Below are 21,111 nucleotides of genomic sequence, written 5' to 3'. Positions count from 1 at the left end.
GAACGAATAAATACAGCGAAACGATAGTGGCACAACGAGATTATGTACGCCGCAGCCAACAGGCTCCTTCGCGGCGCAAAAAGAGCACCTCACGGAGTTCGCGGAAAAATCAAAGTAGCTTCCCGGCGGTATCACCGGCGATGGTGGCCATTGCCGCCGCGGTGGTCGTCGCCTTTATCGGTGGTTTGTACTTTATTACCCATCATAAAAAAGAAGATTCTGAAACGCTGCAAAGCCGTCAGATGACAGGGAATGGTCTACCGCCAAAACCGGAAGAACGCTGGCGCTACATTAAAGAACTGGAAAGCCGCCAGCCAGGCGTGCGTGCGCCAACGGAACCGTCTGCGGGCGGGGAAGTCATGAACCCGAACCAGTTGACCGACGAACAGCGCCAGCTGCTTGCGCAAATGCAGGCCGATATGCGCCAGCAGCCGACGCAGCTGACGGAAGTGCCGTGGAACGAGCAAACGCCGGAACAGCGTCAACAAACGCTGCAACGTCAGCGTTTAGCGCAGCAGGCTCAGCAAGCGCAACAGCAGCAACAATGGGCGCAAACGCAGCCTGTGCAGCAGCCGCGCACGCAACAGCAGACACAGCAACCTGCGCGCCAGGCGCAAACCACACAGCAGCCGCCGCGTCAGACGCAGCAGCCGAAAGCGGCCGCTTCTAACCAGCAGCCGTATCAGGATCTGCTGCAAACGCCTGCGCACACCACGACGTCTGCGCCTAAACAGCAGGCCGCCGCGCCGGTGACGCGTGAAACCACGCCGCCTAAGGCAACCGAGAAAAAAGACGAGCGCCGCTGGATGGTACAGTGCGGTTCGTTTAAAGGCGCGGAGCAGGCCGAAACCGTGCGTGCACAGCTGGCGTTCGAAGGGTTTGATTCGCGCATCACCACCAATAATGGCTGGAACCGCGTCGTCATCGGGCCTATCAAAGGCAAAGATAATGCCGACAGCACCCTCAACCGCCTGAAAATGGCCGGTCACGGAAACTGCATAAGACTCGCTTCCGGGGGTTGAAACCCCCGAAATACCCCCCATCTATAATGACATTCTGCCCCGCAAAGCTTGCGGGGCCCCTATTCCGTATTTGCAACAAGGGGTCTGCTCGTGACAACAATAGTAAGTGTTCGCCGTAACGGCCACGTCGTAATCGCCGGTGATGGACAGGCTACGCTTGGCAATACCGTGATGAAAGGCAACGTGAAGAAAGTCCGTCGCCTGTACAACGACAAAGTAATTGCCGGTTTCGCTGGCGGCACCGCTGATGCCTTCACCCTGTTCGAGCTGTTCGAACGTAAGCTGGAGATGCACCAGGGCCACCTGGTGAAAGCCGCCGTTGAGCTGGCGAAAGACTGGCGTACCGACCGTATGCTGCGCAAGCTGGAAGCCCTGCTTGCCGTCGCGGATGAAACCGCATCCCTCATCATTACCGGGAACGGCGACGTCGTTCAGCCGGAAAATGACCTGATTGCTATCGGTTCTGGTGGTCCATACGCCCAGGCCGCAGCCCGTGCCCTGCTGGAAAACACCGAACTGGGCGCGCGCGATATTGCTGAGAAAGCGTTGGATATTGCAGGCGATATCTGCATTTACACCAACCACTTCCACACCATTGAAGAATTACCGTCTAAAGCGTAAGGATTGACCATGTCTGAAATGACCCCACGCGAAATTGTCAGCGAACTGAACAAACACATTATTGGTCAGGACGCGGCCAAACGCTCCGTTGCGATCGCCTTACGTAACCGCTGGCGTCGTATGCAGCTTGATGAAGAGCTGCGTCACGAAGTAACCCCGAAAAACATTCTGATGATCGGCCCGACCGGTGTCGGTAAAACCGAAATCGCGCGTCGTCTGGCCAAGCTGGCTAACGCGCCATTCATCAAAGTTGAAGCGACCAAGTTCACCGAAGTGGGCTATGTGGGTAAAGAAGTGGATTCCATCATCCGCGATCTGACCGATTCCGCCATCAAAATGGTGCGCGTGCAGTCCATCGAAAAGAACCGTTTCCGCGCGGAAGAGATGGCCGAAGAGCGTATCCTCGACGTGCTGATCCCACCGGCCAAAAACAACTGGGGCCAGGCGGAGCAGCAGGCTGAACCGTCTGCCGCGCGTCAGGCATTCCGCAAAAAACTGCGTGAAGGCCAGCTGGACGACAAAGAAATTGAGATCGATCTCGCTGCTGCACCGATGGGCGTTGAAATCATGGCGCCTCCGGGAATGGAAGAGATGACCAGCCAGCTGCAGTCGATGTTCCAGAACCTCGGCGGGCAGAAACAGAAACCGCGTAAGCTGAAAATCAAAGATGCGATGAAGCTGTTGATTGAAGAAGAAGCGGCGAAACTGGTTAACCCGGAAGAGCTGAAACAAGACGCTATCGACGCGGTTGAGCAGCACGGTATCGTGTTCATCGACGAAATCGACAAAATCTGTAAGCGCGGCGAATCCTCCGGTCCGGACGTTTCCCGCGAAGGCGTACAGCGTGACCTGCTGCCGTTGGTTGAAGGCTGCACCGTGTCCACCAAGCACGGTATGGTGAAAACAGATCACATTCTGTTTATTGCCTCCGGTGCATTCCAGGTGGCAAAACCGTCTGACCTGATCCCGGAACTGCAGGGCCGTCTGCCGATTCGCGTTGAGCTTCAGGCGCTGACCACCAGCGACTTCGAACGCATCCTGACCGAACCAAATGCGTCCGTTACCGTTCAGTACAAAGCGCTGATGGCGACCGAAGGCGTGAACATTGAGTTCACCGAATCCGGTATCAAGCGTATTGCCGAAGCCGCATGGCAGGTTAACGAAACCACCGAGAACATCGGTGCGCGTCGTCTGCACACGGTTCTGGAGCGTTTAATGGAAGATATTTCCTATGACGCCAGTGATTTAAATGGTCAAAGCATCACAATTGATGCGGAATACGTGAGCAAACACCTGGATGCGCTGGTTGCAGATGAAGATCTGAGCCGTTTTATCCTATAATCGCGTTCAATGCATATTCATCACTGTTGATGGGGCTGAAAAGCCCCATTTTTATTGGCAAAAAATCACTATGACTGAAATCAGCCGCACCCAGGCCTGGCTTGAAAGCCTGCGCCCTAAAACGTTACCTCTGGCCTTCGCCTCTATCCTTGTGGGCATTACGCTCGCCTGGTGGCAAGGGCACTTCGATGCAACTGTGGCTGTGCTGTCGCTGGTTACTGCGGGCCTGCTGCAAATCCTCTCTAACCTCGCGAACGATTATGGCGATGCGGTGAAGGGCAGTGATAAACCCGATCGCATCGGGCCGCTACGCGGCATGCAAAAAGGTGCCATCACCCAGTCGCAAATGAAACGCGCGCTGATGATTACCGTGGCGCTCATTTGTCTTTCCGGTCTGGGGCTGCTGTTTGCGGCGTATCAAAACATCGGTGACTTTATCGGTTTCCTGGTACTGGGATTGCTCTCAATTGTCGCCGCAATCACCTATACCGTGGGCACTCGCCCTTACGGATATATCGGTCTGGGTGATATTTCTGTACTCATTTTCTTCGGCTGGTTGAGCGTTATCGGCAGTTGGTATTTGCAGGCGCATATGCTGAGCGCCACGCTGATTCTTCCCGCCACGGCGTGCGGGCTGCTGGCAACGGCGGTACTGAATATCAATAACCTGCGCGATATCGACAGCGATCGCGAAAACGGCAAAAACACGCTTGCGGTACGTTTAGGCCCGGTGGGCGCACGTCGCTATCACGCTTGCCTGCTTGGCGGCACACTGGTGTGTCTGGCACTGTTTAACCTGATTTCGCTGCAAAACGTATGGGGCTGGCTGTTTATTCTCGCCACGCCGCTGCTGTTCAAACAGGCGCGCTACGTCATGACGCAGCGTGAGCCGGTCGCAATGCGCCCGATGCTTGAACGCACGGTCAAAGGCGCGCTGCTCACTAACGTCCTGTTTATCGTTGGGATTATCCTGAGCAAGGCACTGGGTTAACTGACAAATATCAATTAACAATTGATGATTTTGCCAACAGTGCACAGAGCGCGATATACTGAAATCACTCGCAGCAACTGAGTGTTAATCCTATGAAATACGATACTTCCGAGCTTTGCGACATCTACCAGGAAGATGTCAACGTCGTGGAACCCCTGTTCTCCAACTTTGGCGGGCGGTTGTCGTTTGGTGGGCAAATCACCACCGTGAAATGTTTCGAGGATAACGGGTTGCTGTATGATCTGCTCGAACAGAATGGCCGTGGCCGCATTCTGCTGGTTGACGGCGGCGGTTCTGTACGCCGCGCGCTGATTGATGCGGAACTGGCGCGTATCGCCACCCAGAACGAGTGGGAAGGCATTGTGGTTTACGGTGCCGTGCGTCAGGTTGATGACCTTGAAGAGCTGGATATCGGCATCCAGGCCATTGCCGCCATTCCGGTTGGCGCAGCTGGCGAAGGCATTGGCGAAAGCGACGTACGCGTCAATTTCGGCGGCGTAACTTTCTTCTCCGGCGACCATCTCTATGCTGATAACACCGGCATTATCCTTTCTGAAGATCCGCTGGATATCGAGTAAATAATTCGCATATGATAAAGGGGAAATTTATTTCCCCTTTTTTATACACGGATGTATATATGCGATTTATAGTTTTAGGCGTTTTATATATTTCAGTTATTATTATCAAGCATCTGCAATGGAAAAACCTGATCACGGACGACGCTGGTAATATTATCTCCTATGTTAATCTCGTCTTTTTTTATCCGTTAGGTACCGCTTGCCTTGTGGCGGCTGCATTCTGCGTAATATTTCGTAAAACGGCGCAGCCGCAAATTATTGCCGGTACAAGCTGGGTGATGGGGATAATACTCCTGTTCAGCTGCGCCACACACTTCTGGCAATTTTTTAGCTGGGAGTACACCGCACCGAATGCGCCCATCACGCTGACGTTCCCGAGTAACGAGTGGAAAACGGTGGTGACCACGCCTCATGGCTACCGTATGACGGTGGTGATGAAAAATGCTCATGCCGGGATCTCCGTGATATCCAGCATGCAGGATTCAAGTAATGTTCATAACTTTGATGAATTACTCACATCACAGCAGATTCGCTTCAAGAGTAGCTATCAGGCGGATGTGTTTACGCTTTTTCCCTGTCAGGTTGACGGCTTCCGCTGCGCCTATCAGGACTATATCGCCACAACCGATGATGGCGATGAAAAACGGTCTATTTTGATGACGCTATTTGATAATACCCATTTTATCCAGGTGGCGGCGGTTATCGATCAGAAATATGATGATGAGTATTATGATGAAATCATGGGAATTATGCAGTCTGCAAAGGCTATAAAGGATTAAATAAAAACTTGCTATTTAAGCGGCTTAACTGGAGCACTCTTTGTGCTCATCATCATCCTTGGGAATAGCCTACTTATCCAGTCATTACATGGCGGATAGGGCTCCACTTAGCCGCCAATAAATTCTTTTGTTTCATATTTGAGACATACCCTCCCCCCTCTAAAAAATACCAATCGATATTCAATCATTTAATAATATTGCGTTATAGCTCAAGTTTTATGCCTTGACGGCCTACCTTTCACGTGCGATTTTCTTTATATCAAATAATAAACTGAGTTTCATATTTGAAACAAATTCATAAAAAATAATATTCGTTTCACTGGCGAAACGACATCAATTAATTCTCGCTGATTTTATCCGCGGCGGCGAGCTATTGCATATTGAATATGAAATAAGAGGTGAGCTATGCGTAAACAATTTTTCGCGCTGCTGCTGGGCGCATGCACCGCCGCATCCGCGCTGGCGGAAGGCGGTAAGCCCTTCCCGCATATTGGCTGGCGCAGTGCGGACAGCAGCGCCGGGTTAGATATTGGCGGGGCGTTGCGGGCAAATTATCGCTATGAAGACTGGAAAGGCAGTAATTATCGCGATCCGCCGCATCTGCGTTTTGATACATTCCGTATCGACAGCAGCGGTTTTTATAATAACTATTTCTTTGATGCCGGATTCTGGTTCCAGGATCACCATAAATATGCGATTGACCGCGCCTATGTGGGGTATCGGTTAGATCAGAATAATAGCGTGCAGCTTGGCATTCCCGGCAAGCCTTTTGGCCTGGAGCCGTATCCACAATTTGGCTGGTCATACGGCATTCCCTTTTATTTAGGGTTCGGCGCCAATGCCGGTAGCGGGGTAAATTACCAATATCACGATAATAATTGGTCGCTGGATGTGGCTTATTTCCCGTGGATGGAGCCTGAGAACCTGCGCTATGCGCCAGATGTCGGGGATTATGACCGCTTAAAAAATACCAATTATCCCAGCCAGCATCAGCAGCGTAATGAGAAACGCGATCAGGTGAACGTGCGGCTGGCGCGAACATTCCACGGCGGGGGCTGGAATAATGAGCTGGGCGGATCGCTGGCGCTGGCGCGATTGCACAATCGCGAGACCAATGATGACGGCACTTTCTGGGCGGCGGGCCTGCACGGAACCGTGCAAAACGGACCGTGGCAGCTCTCCTCACAGGTGATCCGTTACCAGTACGATCCGAAAAATCCGGCGGGCGTAAGCGACGATACCATTCTGATGGGTGGCAACGGCCTGACGCCGTCGTATTTAATCCCGGCAAAAGCCACCACCGCGTCGCTCAACGTGGCCCGTGATGTGGACGTCAAATGGGGCGCGGTATCAAAACTACGGTTCTATAACGATTACAGTGTGTTATGGAAAGACAAAAGCGACTGGAGTAACTCCCAGATGAACACCGTCGGGGTGCAGGTCTTCGCGCTACCGGTGATGTTCTGGGTCGACCTTAGCTGGGCGAAAAATGTTAATCCGTGGGGCGGTGCGCTTAACGCCACGGGCTGGACCAGCACACAGTCGGAAGGCAGCGGAAAATGGTATTTCCGCACCAACGTCAATATCGGCTACTATTTTTGATGACCGATATCCCGCGCGTTTACGCGCGGGAAGCGCCTGAAAACTATCCAATCGGTGCGGTTTAAGCAAAACAGCAAAATAAGTACTATCTACCATTCATCCAATCAATATGCAGTTTAAATATCCGTCCATTAATAATTAGCATCATAAATAATTCAATTTAAATCACTGATTCAGCATCAATGCCTGCAAAAAGAAAGCAAACGTTTGCGTTTAGATCTGGATCACACCCCTTCCGATGAAGATAATCGCAGCCCTGTGCGAAACCGCCCATACGTTTAGTGCGTCTATCAGGGGTCTCTCCACCCGCGAGAGTGGCGACAAAGCGGGGGCGATATTCGCACACTTTTTCTTTTTTTATCTCTGTTTACAAGGTATTAGCATGAAGATGTGTCGGGCAGCAGGTGCAGTTAAACCATCACGATTAACCGGTGGTCTCACCGCCCTGGTCACGCTTGCGGCCCTGGCGCTTCCCGCCAGCGCAGAAGCGGCTCTCTCCTTTAAGTCCGACAGCGAGTGTTTCGACGCCAACGGCAACGTCAGCAGCCTGAGCGATGTATTCAGCTGCGGTAAAGTTAGCGGCAGCGTTCGATCTCTTTACTACACCACCCACAACGCCTATTTCGCCAAAGGTTTTAACCAGGACACCATCAGCTACGGCGGCTTCCTGAAGTACGAAACAGCCCCGATGTACGGCTTCAATGTGGGTGTAAGCGGTCTGTTCCTGCGCGGCATTAACCATCCGCCGGAAGAACGCGTGATCAGCGACATCGGCGAAAACCAGACCAATATTGGCGAAGCGTATCTCAACTGGCGCTATGGCGATTTCCGCATCACCGGCGGGAACCAGCGTCTGGACCTGCCGTTTGTCGGCGACTATGACTGGCGTATTACCCCGATTCTTTATCAGGCGCTGGATATGCAGTACGGCAGCGGCGACGATTTCCTGCGCGCGACCAAAATCTGGCGTTATAAAGGCTGGGGCAGCGATCAGGTGAAACGCACCACCGCGTATACCGAAGTCACCGAAGAGACCGATGGCATGTGGGCCGTTGGCGCGGGTCGTCACATGATGTGGGATGACAAAAAGCTGACCGGGCAGATGTGGTACGAAAGCTACGCCGATTTCTCCAACATCTTCTACACCGAAGGTCATCTCCAGTGGCAGCAGGCGCTGTTCACGCCGGATGTAGCACTGCAATACATTCGCGGCACCAGTGAAGGAAAAGCGCTGGCGGGCGAAGTGGATAACCGCTCTTACGGCGCGCAACTGTCGCTGAACTTCACGCCAGCGCTCTCCTGGGCGGCGGGTTATGACCATATCGCCTCCAGCGGCAACAGCTACGGCTATGGTTCACTGGTAACGCCGTATGCGCATAACAGTTCATCGGGCCCGTATTTCGCGCAGCCGTACTTCACCAGCACTCAGGATCTGGGCAGCGGTGACGCATATGCCACTAACGTGAACTGGAACGCTAACGAGAACCTGACGCTGGGTGCACGCTATTCGTGGATGGACCTGACGCCGACGGTGAATACCGGCAGCCTGCGCCAGTCCGAGTATCTGGTTTACTTTATCTGGAACTTCCAGGGTGCGCTGAAAGGCCTGAGCCTGAGCGATTTTGTCGGCGTGCAGACTTCACCGCTGTATGAGAAAGACTTCTGGCAGAACCGTTTGACGTTGCAGTACGACTTCTGATTCCCGCTTTTCCCCTCTCCCTGTGGGAGAGGGCCGGGGTGAGGGCATCAGCGTGCTCCCTTCCCCATTCCATTTCCGCATCCCTTCCATTGATGAGATTCACTTTACGAATATTCATCATGGGTATAACCTGCCCTTAGCACATTTGTATGACAAATAGATTCTCGCTCAGGCGCACAAACGATGAACAAAAAACTAATCATGCCCGATGGCGGCAATCAGTGGTATCGCATCTGCCGTGACTTACTGCAACGCGCAGACATTGAAATCAACGGCAAACGTCCTTTCGACATTCAGGTTAAAAACAAACACTTCTACAAACGCGTTCTTCAGCAGGGCTCTCTCGGCCTGGGCGAGAGCTATATGGATGGCTGGTGGGAGTGCGAACAGCTCGATGAGTTTATCTCCCGCCTGCTGAAAATCGATATTGAGTCGCAGATTAAGCACAACCTGAAAGATTTAATGCACGTGGTGAGCGCGAAGATAATCAACCTGCAATCAAAAAAGCGGGCGTGGATTGTCGGGAAAGAACACTACGACCTCGGCAACGACCTCTTCACGCTGATGCTCGACCCGTACATGCAGTACTCGTGTGGCTACTGGCGTGACGCCAGCAATCTGCTTGAAGCACAGCAAAACAAGCTGGAGCTTATCTGCCGCAAACTCAATCTGCAAAAAGGTATGACGCTGCTGGATATCGGCTGCGGCTGGGGCGGGCTGGCGGCTTATGCGGCGGAAAACTACGGCGTGAAAGTCACCGGCGTCACCATCTCGGCTGAACAGCAAAAGCTCGCACAGCAGCGCTGCGCCGGGCTGGATGTGGAAATTCTGTTGCAGGACTATCGCGACCTCGACAGCAAATTTGACCGCATTGTCTCGGTGGGGATGTTTGAACACGTCGGGCCGAAAAACTACAAAACTTACTTCACCGTGGCCAATAAAAACCTGGCGGAAGACGGTATCTTCCTGCTGCACACTATCGGTTCCAATCAAAGCGACCTGAACGTTGACCCGTGGATCGATAAATACATCTTCCCGAACGGCTGCCTGCCGTCGGTTTCACAACTTTCTTCCGCCTGTGAGCCCTTCTTTGTGATTGAAGACCTGCACAATTTTGGCTCTGACTACGATAAAACCCTGATGGCCTGGGAACAGCGATTCCAGGATTCATGGGGCCAATTAGAAGATGTCTATTCAGCCCGTTTCAAACGGATGTTCACCTACTACCTGAAAGCCTGCGCCGGTGCCTTCAGGGCCAGAAACATTCAGCTCTGGCAGGTGGTTCTGACGCACGGAGTACCGGGAGGGATTAACGTCCCACGGTAATTTGGGGCGCCTCTGCCCCTACACGATGTGAGCAAGGAAAAGAAAAATGGAAAACGAAGCAGTATTAAAACAACAAAAACATGAAGCCCATATGTTGGCGTTTTGCTGGACGGTTGCCATTGTCGGCTTTGTCTTTATTTTGAGCCTGGCCGTTAAGTTCTGGTAACGCACAGTGCCGGGCCCGCGCGATGCGAAACCCGGCAGCCTGTTTTATTTCGCTTGCGGATAATCGATATATCCCGCTTTTCCGCCGCCAAAGAACTGCTCTTTCACTGGCTGGTTCAGGGGCAGATCGTTTTGTAAACGATACGGCAAATCCGGGTTGGCGATAAACGGACGACCAAAACCAATCAAATCCGCCCAGCCGTTTTGCAGCGCCTCTTCCGCACGCGCTTTGGTGTATTTACCGGAGTAAATCAGCGTGCCACGGAATATCAGACGCAGCGCTTCTTTAAAAGCCGCTGGCATCACCGGCGCATCTTCCCAGTCCGCTTCGGCAATATGAATATAGGCAATGCCGAGATCGTTCAGCACGCTGGCCGCCGCCAGATAGGTTGCTTCCGGCGTATCGTCGCGAGAACCCATCAGGGTGGTCAATGGCGCCAGGCGAATACCGACGCGTTCTTTGCCAATCGCGTTCGAAACGGCAGTAACCACCTCTTTCATAAAGCGCTGGCGATTTTGCAGTGCGCCGCCGTATTGGTCATCGCGCAGGTTAGCCTGCGAATCAATAAACTGGTTGATGAGATAACCGTTCGCGCCATGCAGTTCGATACCATCGAAACCTGCGGCAATCGCGTTACGCGCAGCCTGCGCATAGTCATTCACGATAGCGGGGATCTCTTCAGAAGTCAGCGCACGCGGCATCGTATGTTGTAGCATCTCGCCCACGCCGCTCTCCGGGCCGCAGCCTTTTACATCCACAAACACCTTCACGCCTTCGGCCTGAATAGCAGATGAAGAAACCGGTGCGGCGTGGCCCGGCTGAAGCGTGGTATGCGAAACGCGGCCAACGTGCCACAGCTGCGCAAAGATTTTACCGCCCGCCTGATGCACGGCATCGGTGACCTTTTTCCAGCCTGCAATCTGTGATTCGGTGTACATTCCCGGCGTCCAGGCATAACCCTGGCCCTGCTGGCTGATCTGCGTACCTTCGCTAATAATGAGCCCGGCGCTGGCGCGCTGTGCGTAATATTCCGCCATCATATCGGTGGCGACATCGCCCGCTCCGGCACGTGAGCGGGTCATCGGTGGCATAACAATTCGGTTTTTCAGCGCGACGGCATTCAGTGCATAGTTTTCAAATAACATCATCATCTCCTGGTGAGGGTAACAAACAGGCGGTTCTCATGTTTTTTGGAAAACCGTCTTGCCGCACGCTTATTTGTAGAGTTCAGCGCTCATGGTGACGCGGTTGCCCATGTGGGCGCTGGTGATTTTGTACTGAGAGGCATTCATCTCTTTCGCTTTCTGCGCAATCACCGATTCAGCAGAATCGAGGGTAGAGGCGGTTGCCGTTACGCTTTGTGCGGATGCGCCAAAGGCCATAACGGAGAGAAGAGAAGCAGCTGCAATCTGAGTGAGGGTTTTCATAATGGGTATCCTGTATTCGGCATAACGTTGCGTTCGGCAACTCGATGGCGACAAGAATACGGCGGTAAGCAGGCGGGATAAACGGTCATTCCGGCAATAGACTATTGCGATTTTGTTCATAAACCTCTGGGATTATCTTTCATCGACGCAAAGGTTGGTTTTGTATGCATTTTATTCACATTGCCAGGTTATGTAATTAAAGAAAATAACCAGCAATATTGTAACTTTAAAGAATAGGCATATTATTCGCGCTCTTTTCAATAACGAGTAATAACCAAATGAAAAACTTATCTGGCGCCATGCTGCTTGCAGTTTCATTCTTTTTTTCAGCTTTAATTACCCCGGCACACGCGGGCAGCAACGTGCGTTTTTCCGGTGAGATTTATGGGGCATCTATAACATCAACCAGCAAGTGCGTCGACGATGCGATTTACCGCATGCAGGCACAGCGCTGCGCCGCAGAGGGCGAGGTGCCGGTCGTCTCTACGGTCAGAGACATCACACCTCATGGTGCTCGCCCGATGCGGGAAGTGGTGATTTACAGCTATTAATTAAAGCGCTGTAAAAATACCACTATTAATAAGAATCAAAGAATAATCGCTTAATTATTTATTCCCTGACGCATTAATGCTAATGCATTGCTAATGATTGTTTCTGTCGTTAATAAGGCAAGTCTTTCATCGTTACGCATTCGGGAAAATGGCACTAAAACCAAACTTAATAAAGACGTAAACAGTAATTCCGCCGTCAAATGTGGGTTTAATTTCCCTTCCTGCTGCCAGCGTTTCACGGAGGCCAGCGTTTGCTGATAGCGATCCTCGCCAAAGCGCGCGTTAAGATGCTGGCGCAGCACCGGCATTTCCCCAATCACCTCCTGCATCCATAATGGTGCAAACCACTCGTAGCACGCGGCAAGTTCTGCCAGCGTTTTGACCATCTCGGTCAGCGCGGTAACCGGGTCTTCTGGATGCGCGGCAAAAATCGCTGTGATCTCACTTCTCAACGGTAAGAAACGTTCTTCAATCACCACGTCCAGCAGCTGTTCGCGCGAATTGAAATAGTAATGCAGCATGGCGGGTGTCACGCCAGCCTCGCGGGCAATCGCGTTCAATGAAGTATGACCAATACCCTGCTGCGAAAAGAGCCGCAGCGCGATATCAAGCAGATGCTCGCGGTTATCGCCGCTCGGTTTACTGCCGCGCGGGCGGCCCGGCTTACGTGTTTTTAGGAGTTTTGAGTTGTCTTTTTGTGCCGTCATAAGGGAGCGATCTCTTGACCAGTGAAGCATCTTCCATAAATATTAATTATACAGTTAATTAATTTCAAGTGAGCACACTATGGAGTCCGATACCGTGACTCAAAAAACGTCATCATCACACGCGGGCGCGCCTTCTATCCGCCTGCTGTTCAGCGCATTGCTGCTGGTGATGCTGCTCTCCGCGCTCGATCAGACGATTGTCTCGACCGCGCTTCCCACCATCGTTGGAGAACTGGGCGGGCTGGATAAGCTCTCCTGGGTGGTCACGGCATATATTCTGACCTCCACCATTGTGGTGCCATTGTACGGAAAATTTGGCGATCTGTTTGGCCGTAAGCGGGTCTTGCAAATTGCTATCGTCCTGTTTTTACTGGGCTCGGCTCTGTGCGGTGTCGCGCAGAACATGACGCAGCTGGTGCTGATGCGCGCCCTGCAAGGGCTCGGCGGCGGTGGACTGATGGTGATCAGTATGGCGGCGGTGGCGGATGTCATTCCGCCTGCTGAGCGTGGCCGCTATCAGGGGTTGTTTGGCGGCGTGTTCGGCCTGGCGACGGTGATTGGCCCGCTGATTGGCGGCTTTATCGTTCAGCACGCGTCATGGCGCTGGATTTTCTATATCAACATTCCGTTGGGGCTGTTCGCCCTTTTGGTGATCGGCGCGGTCTTCCATGCCAACACCAAACGTAACCAGCATGAGATAGACTGGCTTGGCGCGATTTATCTGACCATGGCACTGGTATGCATCATTCTGTTCACCACTGAAGGCGGCACCGTTCGCCCATGGAGCGACCCGCAGCTATGGTGCATTCTCGCCTTTGGCCTGGTGGGCATTGCCGGATTTATCTATGAAGAGCGGCTGGCGTGGGAGCCTATCATCCCTCTGTCGTTATTCCGCAACCGCAGTTTCCTGCTGTGCAGCATGATTGGTTTTATCATCGGGATGTCGCTGTTTGGCTCGGTGACGTTTTTGCCGCTCTATTTGCAGGTGGTCAAAGAGGCGACGCCGACGCAGGCGGGCTTGCAGTTGATTCCGCTGATGGGCGGGCTGCTGCTGACCTCGATCATCAGCGGGCGGATTATTAGCCGCACCGGGAAATATCGCCTGTTCCCGATTCTCGGCACGCTGCTGGGCACGGTGGGCATGGTGTTGCTGACGCGCATTACGATCACCTCGCCAACCTGGCATCTGTATCTCTTTACCGGCGTGCTGGGAATGGGATTAGGGCTGGTGATGCAGGTTCTGGTGCTGGCGGTACAAAACACCGTCGCACCGAATCTGTACGGCGTGGCCACTTCCGGCGTGACCCTGTTCCGTTCGATTGGCGGTTCTATCGGCGTGGCGCTGTTTGGCGCGGTGTTTACTTCCGTGTTGCAGTCAAACCTGACGCGTCTGCTGCCAGAAGGCGCGGAAGTGCCGCGCGATATGAATCCCGCCACCATCCATCATCTACCCGATGCGGTGCGTACGGATTATCTGGATGCCTTTGGCTCGGCCATCCACGCGGCCTTTATTATGGCAGCGTGCATTATGGTGCTGGCGTTTGTGCTGTCGTGGTTGCTGAAGGAAGCGCCGTTGAAAACGCGGCATGAGTAGTGAGCGCCCTCACCCCGGCCCTCTCCCACCGGGAGAGGGAGAAAACCAGCGCAGAACATTAACACGCATGCGATCGGTTCCCTCTCCTGTGGGAGAGGGTTAGGGTGAGGGCAACTCCCGCACCCAATTAATATTCTTTTGATGACCTACCTATGTAATAACTTTTTTAATTACACAACCCATATTTTCTCCATTATTTTTATTCCTGCCCCCGTTAATTTCACAAAATCTCCTTTTTTCCTCCATTATTTTTTGTACGAAACAGAAAGAAAAAAAACAGCTTCAGAAAATACTTTCCATTGGTCATCATCGACGTATAATGAGCCAAAATGAGAACGATCGTTCTCACTATTTCAAAACGCGGAGAAATGCATGACCAGCAAACTGGAAGCCCGACAGAAAGCACGGCAAGACGACATCATTGCCGCCGCACGCCGCTGCTTTCGCAACAGTGGTTTCCACGCGGCCAGCATGTCGCAAATCGCCGCGGAAGCGAAGCTCAGCGTCGGGCAAATCTACCGCTACTTCGCCAATAAAGACGCCATTATCGAAGAGATGATCCGCCGCATCATCGACTACCGCATCGCCGAGATGGAAGGCAAAACCCAGACAAAACTGATGCCACATCTGCTTGCCTGCCGCTTTACACTGAGCGAGGATGACGATGCCTTAATGCTCGAGATGTCGGCGGAAGCCACGCGCAACCCACAGGTCGCCGCCTGGCTGGCGGAGGCCGATGAACGCATGTTCAACAATGCCTGCGCCCATCTGCAAAAAGAACACCCTCACCTCAGCCCGGAACGCGTGCGCTGCTGTGTGGAAGTGATCGCGGTCATGATGGAAGGCTCCATCTACCGCCGTTTAACGCCGCAAAAAGTGTCACCCGAGGCGTTAGAAAAAATCTATCAGGAAATTATAAATATGCTTATCACTGCTAAGTAATTTAATCCTGTAAATAACGGGGGAGTTAATTCCCCCTTTTTTGTCATTTCCGGGCGACCGGCGATGCGGATTCGTTCACCCTTAAATCCTCGCAATCTATTTGCGGGGAGGACGTCATTCACCTTGAGAATAAAGATGAAATACATCACAACCACACTTGCCGCATTATTTCTCCTGAGCGGATGCGATAATGCGCAAACATCAGCGCCCCAACGTCCGGAGCAGGAAGTGGGTGTCGTAACATTAAAAAGCCAACCCGTTTCGGTGGTCAGCGAACTGACCGGGCGCACAACTGCGGCGATGAGCGCGGAAGTGCGTCCACAGGTCACCGGCATTATCCAGAAACGGCTTTTTAATGAAGGCGACAACGTCAAAGCCGGGCAGGCGCTGTATCAGATTGAGCCGGACAGCTTCCGCGCGGCCTATAACGAAGCCGCCGCCGCGCTGAAACAGGCGCAGGCGCTGGTCACCGCCGATTGCTCGAAAGCCCAGCGTTACGCGCAGCTGGTGAAAGAGAACGGCGTATCGCGCCAGGATGCAGACGATGCGGCATCAACCTGCGCGCAGGACAAAGCCAGCGTTGAGTCAAAAAAAGCGGCGCTGGAGAGCGCGCGCATCAACCTGAACTGGACCACCATCACCGCGCCGATTGCCGGGCGCATCGGTATTTCTTCCGTGACGCCAGGCGCGCTGGTTTCCGCCGAGCAAACCACCGCGCTGGCGACCATTCGCGGCCTCGATACCATGTACGTTGACCTCACCCGCTCAAGCGTCGATCTGCTACGCCTGCGCAAACAATCACTTGCCACCAACAGCGACACCATGAACGTGGCGCTGATTCTGGAAGATGGCTCAACCTACAGCGAGAAAGGCCGCCTGGCGCTCACCGAAGTGGCGGTGGATGAATCGACCGGTTCCGTCACCCTGCGCGCCGTGTTCCCGAACCCGAAACAGCAGCTTCTGCCGGGGATGTTTGTGCGCGCCAAAGTTGATGAAGGGATCATGAACGATGCGATCCTTGCGCCACAGCAAGGCGTCACGCGCGATGCGAAAGGCGTTGCCACGGCGATGGTGGTCAGCGCGGATAACAAAGTTGAACAACGTGAGCTGGAAACTGGCGATACCTACGGCGACAAATGGCTGGTGCTAACGGGCCTGAAAGCGGGCGATAAACTGATTGTTGAAGGCTCGGCAAAAGTGGTCGCAGGCCAGCAGGTGAAACCCGTTGAAGTGCAGTCCACCGGAGGAAACGCCTGATGTTTGCCCGTTTCTTCGTGCGTCGCCCGGTTTTTGCCTGGGTTATCTCTATTCTGATCATGCTGGCCGGGATGCTGGCTATCAAAACGCTGCCGGTTGCGCAGTACCCGGATGTTGCGCCGCCGTCGATTAAAATCTCTGCCACCTATACCGGGGCATCGGCACAAACGCTGGAAAACAGCGTAACGCAGGTTATCGAACAGCAGCTTACCGGGCTCGATAATCTGCTCTATTTCACTTCCACCAGCAGCTCTGACGGTTCGGTGAGCATTACCGTGACCTTCGAACAAGGTACCGACCCGGATACCGCGCAGGTGCAGGTACAGAACAAAGTGCAGCAGGCCGAATCGCGCCTGCCAAGCGAAGTTCAGCAGGCCGGCGTGACGGTGGTGAAATCCCAGAGCAACTTCCTGCTCATTATGGGCGTTTACGATAAAACCGATAAAGCCAGCAGTTCGGATATCGCCGACTGGCTGGTGAGTAATATGCAGGACCCGATGGCCCGTCTCGACGGTGTCGGTAGCCTGCAAGTGTTCGGTGCGGAATACGCGATGCGCATCTGGATGGACCCGGCGAAGCTGGCGTCCTACTCGCTGATGCCATCAGATGTACAGACGGCGATTGAAGCGCAGAACGTGCAGGTCTCTGCCGGTAAAATCGGGGCGTTGCCATCGCCAGATACCCAACAGCTGACCGCCACCGTGCGCGCGCAGTCGCGTCTGCAAACGGTCGAACAGTTCAAAAATATTATCGTAAAAAGCCAGTCTAACGGCGCGGTGGTGCGCATCGGCGACGTGGCGCGCGTGGAGATGGGCAGTGAAGATTACACCGCTATCGCCAAACTGAACGGTCACCCGGCAGCCGGGATGGCGGTAATGCTGGCACCTGGCGCAAACGCCCTGAGCACCGCCACGCTGGTGAAAGAGAAAATCAACGAATACAAACGCAATATGCCGCAGGGCTATGACGTCGCGTATCCGAAAGACAGCACCGAATTTATTAAAATCTCCGTTGAAGACGTGGTGCAGACGCTGTTCGAGGCGATTATCCTCGTGGTCTGCGTGATGTATCTGTTCCTGCAAAACATCCGCGCGACGCTGATTCCGGCGCTGGCAGTGCCCGTTGTGCTGCTCGGTACCTTTGGCGTACTGGCGCTGTTCGGCTACTCCATCAACACCTTAACGCTGTTTGCGATGGTGCTCGCCATCGGGCTTCTGGTGGATGACGCCATTGTGGTGGTGGAAAACGTCGAGCGAATAATGCGCGACGAAGGGCTGCCCGCCCGCGAAGCCACGGAAAAATCGATGGGTGAAATCTCCGGGGCGCTGATTGCGATCGCGCTGGTGCTCTCGGCGGTATTCCTGCCAATGGCCTTCTTTGGCGGCTCGACCGGGGTGATTTACCGTCAGTTCTCGGTCACCATTATTTCGGCGATGATGCTCTCGGTGGTAGTGGCATTGACCTTAACGCCTGCGCTGTGCGGCTCGATTTTGCGCCACACTCCGCCACATAAAAAAGGCTTCTTCGGGGCATTTAACCGCTTCTATGGTTCGACCGAACGCAAATACAAACACAAAGTGCTCAACACGCTAGGCCGCTCCGGGCTGGTGATGGTGGTGTATCTGGCGATCTGCGGCGGTATGGCGCTGGCGATGTGGAAACTGCCCGGCAGCTTCCTGCCGACCGAGGACCAGGGCGAGATCATGGTGCAGTACACGCTGCCTGCGGGAGCAACCAATTCACGTACCGCTGAAGTGAGTAAGCAGGTCACCGACTGGTTCCTCAACAACGAAAAAGACAACACCAACGTTATCTTCACCGTGAACGGTTTTAGCTTCAGCGGCAGCGGACAGAACGCCGGGATGGCCTTCGTTTCGCTGAAAAACTGGTCCGATCGTAAGGGCGCGGAAAATACCGCTCAGGCGATTGCCCTGCGCGCCACCAAAGAGCTCGGTGCCATTCGTGATGCAACGCTGTTCGCTATGACGCCGCCGTCGGTCGATGGTCTCGGACAGAGTAACGGCTTTACCTTCGAACTGATGGCGAGCGGCGGTACCGATCGTGCTGAACTGCTGAAAATGCGCGATGAACTGATTGGCAAAGCCAACCAGGACACCACGCTGCACGCCGTTCGCGCTAACGATATGCCGCAAACGCCGCAGTTGCAGGTAGATATCGACAACAACAAAGCGGTGTCGCTGGGCCTGTCTTTAAGCGATGTCACCTCGACGCTTTCCAGCGCCTGGGGCGGCACGTATGTGAATGACTTTATCGACCGTGGGCGCGTGAAAAAAGTGTATATCCAGGGCGATAGCGATTCCCGCTCGGCGCCGTCGGATCTCAGTAAATGGTTTGTGCGCGGCAGCGATGACAGCATGACGCCGTTCTCCGCTTTCGCCACCACACGCTGGGAATACGGCCCGGAAAGCCTGGTGCGTTACAACGGCGCAGCCGCCTATGAAATTCAGGGCGAAAATGCCACCGGTTCCAGTTCCGGTACGGCGATGACCACCATGGAAACGCTGGCCAATAATCTGCCTGCGGGTTCCACCTGGGCCTGGAGCGGGTTGTCATTACAGGAAAAACTGGCCAGTGGTCAGGCGCTGAGTCTGTATGCCATCTCTATTCTGGTGGTGTTCCTGTGCCTGGCGGCGCTGTATGAGAGCTGGTCGGTGCCGATTTCGGTCATCATGGTTATCCCACTCGGCCTGCTGGGTGCGGCGCTGGCGGCATGGATGCGCGGCTTAAGTAACGACGTTTACTTCCAGGTGGCGCTGCTCACCACGATTGGCCTGTCATCGAAGAACGCCATTCTGATTGTTGAATTTGCCGAAGCCGCCGTAGCCGAAGGCTACTCGCTTTCTCGTGCGGCCCTGCGTGCGGCGCAGACGCGTTTACGCCCGATCATCATGACCTCGCTGGCGTTTGTCGCCGGGGTAACGCCGCTGGCGATTGCCACCGGGGCTGGCGCAAACAGCCGTATTGCCATCGGTACCGGAATTATCGGCGGTACGTTGACCGCAACGCTGCTGGCGATTTTCTTTGTTCCATTATTCTTTGTGCTGGTGAAACGCCTGTTCGCCGGTAAACGCCGTCAGGGGTAAGTTATGTTTCGTCTCTCTGTTTTATTTATTGCCTTCCTGAGCGTCGGCTGTGTATCACTCGATCCAAACTATCAACGGCCAGATGCGCCCGTCCCGGCAACGCTGCCGGGCACGCAGGGCCAGGCGACGGCGGTGATCGGTAACTGGCAGCAGGTAGTGAAAGATGCCCGCCTGAACAAAGTGGTGAGCATGGCACTGAACAGCAACCGCGATGTACAAAAAGCGATTGCCGATATCGATGCCGCGCGTGCTCAGTATGGCGAAACGCGCACCTCGCTGTTCCCGACGGTGGATGCCGAGTTAAGCGGCAGCCGTAGCCGTACGCTGGCGAACGGCGTGGCAACGTCTATGCAGGCGGATGGCGCAGTGTCCAGCTTCGAGCTGGATCTGTTTGGCCGCAACCAGAGCCTTTCTCGCGCCGCGCGGGAAACCTGGCTTGCCAGCGAATACACCGCGCAGAACACGCGTCTGACGATGATCTCCGAACTCACCACCGCGTGGGTAACGCTTGCCGCCGATAACAGTAATCTGGCGCTGGCGCAGCAGACGATGAACAGCGCGGCGGATTCGCTGAAGATAGTGAAACGGCAGATGGAAGTCGGCACCGCCGCCGCGACGGATGTCAGTTCGGCGATGAGCGTGTATCAGCAGGCGCGCGCCAGCGTTGCCAGCTATCAGACGCTGGTGATGCAGGATAAAAACGCCATCAACCTGCTGGCCGGGCAAACGGTGCCCGACTCGCTGCTGCCGGGCACGCTGGAAAGTTTAGGCGACAACACCATTACGCTGGTACCGGCGGGCGTGTCCTCCTCGGTGCTGCTCAACCGCCCGGATATTCAGGAAGCGGAGCACAACCTGCTGAGCGCTAACGCCAATATCGGTGCGGCGCGCGCGAACTTCTTCCCGACAATTTCCCTGACCGCCAGCGCGGGCGTAGGCAGCGATTCGCTCTCGTCACTGTTCAGCCACGGCATGAAGGTGTGGTCGTTTGCACCGTCCATCACCCTGCCGCTGTTTACCGGCGGCAGCAATATGGCGCAGCTTCGCTATGCGGAGGCGGAGAAAAAAGGGCTGATTGCGACTTATGAAAAAACGATTCAGAGCGCGTTTAAAGATGTCGCCGATGCGCTGGCGCGTCGTCAGACGCTGAGTGAAGAGCTGGACGCCCAGCGCCAGTATGTCGCTGCTGAACAGCAGACGCTGGATATCGCGATGAAGCGTTATCAGGCCGGGAGCAGCGATTACCTGACGGTGCTGACCGCACAGCGTACGTTGTGGTCGGCGCAGCAGTCGTTGATTGCGCTGCAACAGACCGAGCTGGATAACCGCATTACATTGTGGCAATCGCTGGGCGGTGGGGCCACCCTCACCCCGCCCTCTCCCTGAGGGAGAGGGAGAAAGGCA

General features: G+C 54.3%; 18 protein-coding genes. 15 read left to right on the top strand and 3 right to left on the bottom strand.

What is annotated here, in order from left to right; translation table 11 throughout:
- Nucleotides 1–26 precede the first annotated feature (26 nt).
- From ftsN to cfa, 9 genes are all read left to right on the top strand, one after another.
- Nucleotides 27–1,022: a cell division protein FtsN gene (gene ftsN, locus ACWWFX_RS18125; protein WP_456146734.1), complete on the top strand. Its 996-nt coding sequence runs from the start codon at nucleotides 27–29 to the stop codon at nucleotides 1,020–1,022.
- Between the two features lie 90 nt (nucleotides 1,023–1,112).
- Nucleotides 1,113–1,643, top strand: coding sequence for an ATP-dependent protease subunit HslV (gene hslV / locus ACWWFX_RS18120; RefSeq protein WP_015966504.1), 531 nt, complete (start codon nucleotides 1,113–1,115; stop codon nucleotides 1,641–1,643).
- 9 nt (nucleotides 1,644–1,652) lie between these two features.
- Complete coding sequence (gene hslU / locus ACWWFX_RS18115) at nucleotides 1,653–2,984, top strand: HslU--HslV peptidase ATPase subunit (protein WP_015966505.1); 1,332 nt, start codon at nucleotides 1,653–1,655, stop codon at nucleotides 2,982–2,984.
- Nucleotides 2,985–3,054: 70 nt separating this feature from the next.
- Nucleotides 3,055–3,975: a 1,4-dihydroxy-2-naphthoate polyprenyltransferase gene (menA, locus tag ACWWFX_RS18110; RefSeq protein ID WP_276223552.1), complete on the top strand. Its 921-nt coding sequence runs from the start codon at nucleotides 3,055–3,057 to the stop codon at nucleotides 3,973–3,975.
- A 92-nt stretch (nucleotides 3,976–4,067) separates the two neighbouring features.
- A complete protein-coding gene (rraA, locus tag ACWWFX_RS18105) occupies nucleotides 4,068–4,553 on the top strand; it encodes a ribonuclease E activity regulator RraA (RefSeq protein ID WP_015966507.1) in 486 nt (161 codons plus the stop codon).
- A gap of 11 nt (nucleotides 4,554–4,564) precedes the next feature.
- Nucleotides 4,565–5,332, top strand: coding sequence for a hypothetical protein (locus ACWWFX_RS18100; RefSeq protein WP_473224421.1), 768 nt, complete (start codon nucleotides 4,565–4,567; stop codon nucleotides 5,330–5,332).
- 405 nt (nucleotides 5,333–5,737) lie between these two features.
- Nucleotides 5,738–6,934 carry a hypothetical protein gene (locus tag ACWWFX_RS18095; protein WP_473224420.1) on the top strand — a complete coding sequence of 399 codons (1,197 nt, stop codon included), beginning with the start codon at nucleotides 5,738–5,740 and terminating at the stop codon, nucleotides 6,932–6,934.
- A gap of 382 nt (nucleotides 6,935–7,316) precedes the next feature.
- Nucleotides 7,317–8,633 carry an OprD family outer membrane porin gene (locus ACWWFX_RS18090; protein ID WP_276223559.1) on the top strand — a complete coding sequence of 439 codons (1,317 nt, stop codon included), beginning with the start codon at nucleotides 7,317–7,319 and terminating at the stop codon, nucleotides 8,631–8,633.
- Nucleotides 8,634–8,816: 183 nt separating this feature from the next.
- Nucleotides 8,817–9,959: a cyclopropane fatty acyl phospholipid synthase gene (gene cfa / locus ACWWFX_RS18085; protein ID WP_276223562.1), complete on the top strand. Its 1,143-nt coding sequence runs from the start codon at nucleotides 8,817–8,819 to the stop codon at nucleotides 9,957–9,959.
- A gap of 210 nt (nucleotides 9,960–10,169) precedes the next feature.
- Here cfa and ACWWFX_RS18080 read toward each other — a convergent pair whose 3' ends face one another.
- A complete protein-coding gene (locus tag ACWWFX_RS18080) occupies nucleotides 10,170–11,270 on the bottom strand; it encodes an alkene reductase (RefSeq protein ID WP_473224434.1) in 1,101 nt (366 codons plus the stop codon).
- Nucleotides 11,271–11,339: 69 nt separating this feature from the next.
- On the bottom strand, nucleotides 11,340–11,552 hold the full coding sequence (locus ACWWFX_RS18075; protein WP_473224419.1) for a YdgH/BhsA/McbA family protein: 213 nt from the start codon (nucleotides 11,550–11,552) through the stop codon (nucleotides 11,340–11,342).
- A 278-nt stretch (nucleotides 11,553–11,830) separates the two neighbouring features.
- Between ACWWFX_RS18075 and ACWWFX_RS18070 the strand changes: the two genes are divergently transcribed.
- Nucleotides 11,831–12,103, top strand: coding sequence for a hypothetical protein (locus tag ACWWFX_RS18070; RefSeq protein WP_473224418.1), 273 nt, complete (start codon nucleotides 11,831–11,833; stop codon nucleotides 12,101–12,103).
- A gap of 50 nt (nucleotides 12,104–12,153) precedes the next feature.
- Here the strand turns inward: ACWWFX_RS18070 and ACWWFX_RS18065 are convergent, their stop codons facing one another.
- Nucleotides 12,154–12,810: a TetR/AcrR family transcriptional regulator gene (locus ACWWFX_RS18065; RefSeq protein WP_473224417.1), complete on the bottom strand. Its 657-nt coding sequence runs from the start codon at nucleotides 12,808–12,810 to the stop codon at nucleotides 12,154–12,156.
- Between the two features lie 79 nt (nucleotides 12,811–12,889).
- On the opposite strand from ACWWFX_RS18065, the gene ACWWFX_RS18060 reads away from it, so the two are divergent.
- The 5 genes from ACWWFX_RS18060 (at nucleotide 12,890) to ACWWFX_RS18040 (ending at nucleotide 21,093) form a co-directional block, all read left to right on the top strand.
- A complete protein-coding gene (locus tag ACWWFX_RS18060) occupies nucleotides 12,890–14,404 on the top strand; it encodes an MDR family MFS transporter (protein ID WP_276223567.1) in 1,515 nt (504 codons plus the stop codon).
- Between the two features lie 372 nt (nucleotides 14,405–14,776).
- Entirely contained in the window at nucleotides 14,777–15,346 is a 570-nt protein-coding gene (locus ACWWFX_RS18055; protein WP_276223569.1) for a TetR/AcrR family transcriptional regulator, read from the top strand.
- A 135-nt stretch (nucleotides 15,347–15,481) separates the two neighbouring features.
- On the top strand, nucleotides 15,482–16,603 hold the full coding sequence (locus ACWWFX_RS18050; RefSeq protein ID WP_473224416.1) for an efflux RND transporter periplasmic adaptor subunit: 1,122 nt from the start codon (nucleotides 15,482–15,484) through the stop codon (nucleotides 16,601–16,603).
- Nucleotides 16,603–19,707: an efflux RND transporter permease subunit gene (locus tag ACWWFX_RS18045; protein ID WP_473224415.1), complete on the top strand. Its 3,105-nt coding sequence runs from the start codon at nucleotides 16,603–16,605 to the stop codon at nucleotides 19,705–19,707. The genes ACWWFX_RS18050 and ACWWFX_RS18045 overlap by 1 nt, the downstream gene beginning before the upstream one ends.
- Nucleotides 19,708–19,710: 3 nt before the next feature.
- Nucleotides 19,711–21,093 (top strand): efflux transporter outer membrane subunit, encoded by a 1,383-nt coding sequence (locus ACWWFX_RS18040; protein ID WP_473224414.1) that lies wholly within the window; start codon nucleotides 19,711–19,713, stop codon nucleotides 21,091–21,093.
- Nucleotides 21,094–21,111: the final 18 nt, after the last annotated feature.

The organism is Pseudocitrobacter sp. 2023LY-00077 (assembly GCF_055796175.1).
The sequence above is the reverse complement of the archived record's forward strand: the minus strand, read 5'-3'. Positions and strand labels throughout refer to the sequence as shown.

Excerpts from the sequence above, each read along its gene's own strand:
- hslU (WP_015966505.1), top strand. The coding sequence starts at position 1,653 with ATGTCTGAAATGACCCCACGCGAAATTGTCAGCGAACTGAACAAACAC.
- menA (WP_276223552.1), top strand. The coding sequence starts at position 3,055 with ATGACTGAAATCAGCCGCACCCAGGCCTGGCTTGAAAGCCTGCGCCCT.
- rraA (WP_015966507.1), top strand. The coding sequence starts at position 4,068 with ATGAAATACGATACTTCCGAGCTTTGCGACATCTACCAGGAAGATGTC.
- ACWWFX_RS18100 (WP_473224421.1), top strand. The coding sequence starts at position 4,565 with ATGATAAAGGGGAAATTTATTTCCCCTTTTTTATACACGGATGTATAT.
- ACWWFX_RS18095 (WP_473224420.1), top strand. The coding sequence starts at position 5,738 with ATGCGTAAACAATTTTTCGCGCTGCTGCTGGGCGCATGCACCGCCGCA.
- ACWWFX_RS18090 (WP_276223559.1), top strand. The coding sequence starts at position 7,317 with ATGAAGATGTGTCGGGCAGCAGGTGCAGTTAAACCATCACGATTAACC.
- cfa (WP_276223562.1), top strand. The coding sequence starts at position 8,817 with ATGAACAAAAAACTAATCATGCCCGATGGCGGCAATCAGTGGTATCGC.
- ACWWFX_RS18080 (WP_473224434.1), bottom strand. The coding sequence starts at position 11,270 with ATGTTATTTGAAAACTATGCACTGAATGCCGTCGCGCTGAAAAACCGA.
- ACWWFX_RS18075 (WP_473224419.1), bottom strand. The coding sequence starts at position 11,552 with ATGAAAACCCTCACTCAGATTGCAGCTGCTTCTCTTCTCTCCGTTATG.
- ACWWFX_RS18070 (WP_473224418.1), top strand. The coding sequence starts at position 11,831 with ATGAAAAACTTATCTGGCGCCATGCTGCTTGCAGTTTCATTCTTTTTT.
- ACWWFX_RS18065 (WP_473224417.1), bottom strand. The coding sequence starts at position 12,810 with ATGACGGCACAAAAAGACAACTCAAAACTCCTAAAAACACGTAAGCCG.
- ACWWFX_RS18060 (WP_276223567.1), top strand. The coding sequence starts at position 12,890 with ATGGAGTCCGATACCGTGACTCAAAAAACGTCATCATCACACGCGGGC.
- ACWWFX_RS18055 (WP_276223569.1), top strand. The coding sequence starts at position 14,777 with ATGACCAGCAAACTGGAAGCCCGACAGAAAGCACGGCAAGACGACATC.
- ACWWFX_RS18050 (WP_473224416.1), top strand. The coding sequence starts at position 15,482 with ATGAAATACATCACAACCACACTTGCCGCATTATTTCTCCTGAGCGGA.
- ACWWFX_RS18045 (WP_473224415.1), top strand. The coding sequence starts at position 16,603 with ATGTTTGCCCGTTTCTTCGTGCGTCGCCCGGTTTTTGCCTGGGTTATC.
- ACWWFX_RS18040 (WP_473224414.1), top strand. The coding sequence starts at position 19,711 with ATGTTTCGTCTCTCTGTTTTATTTATTGCCTTCCTGAGCGTCGGCTGT.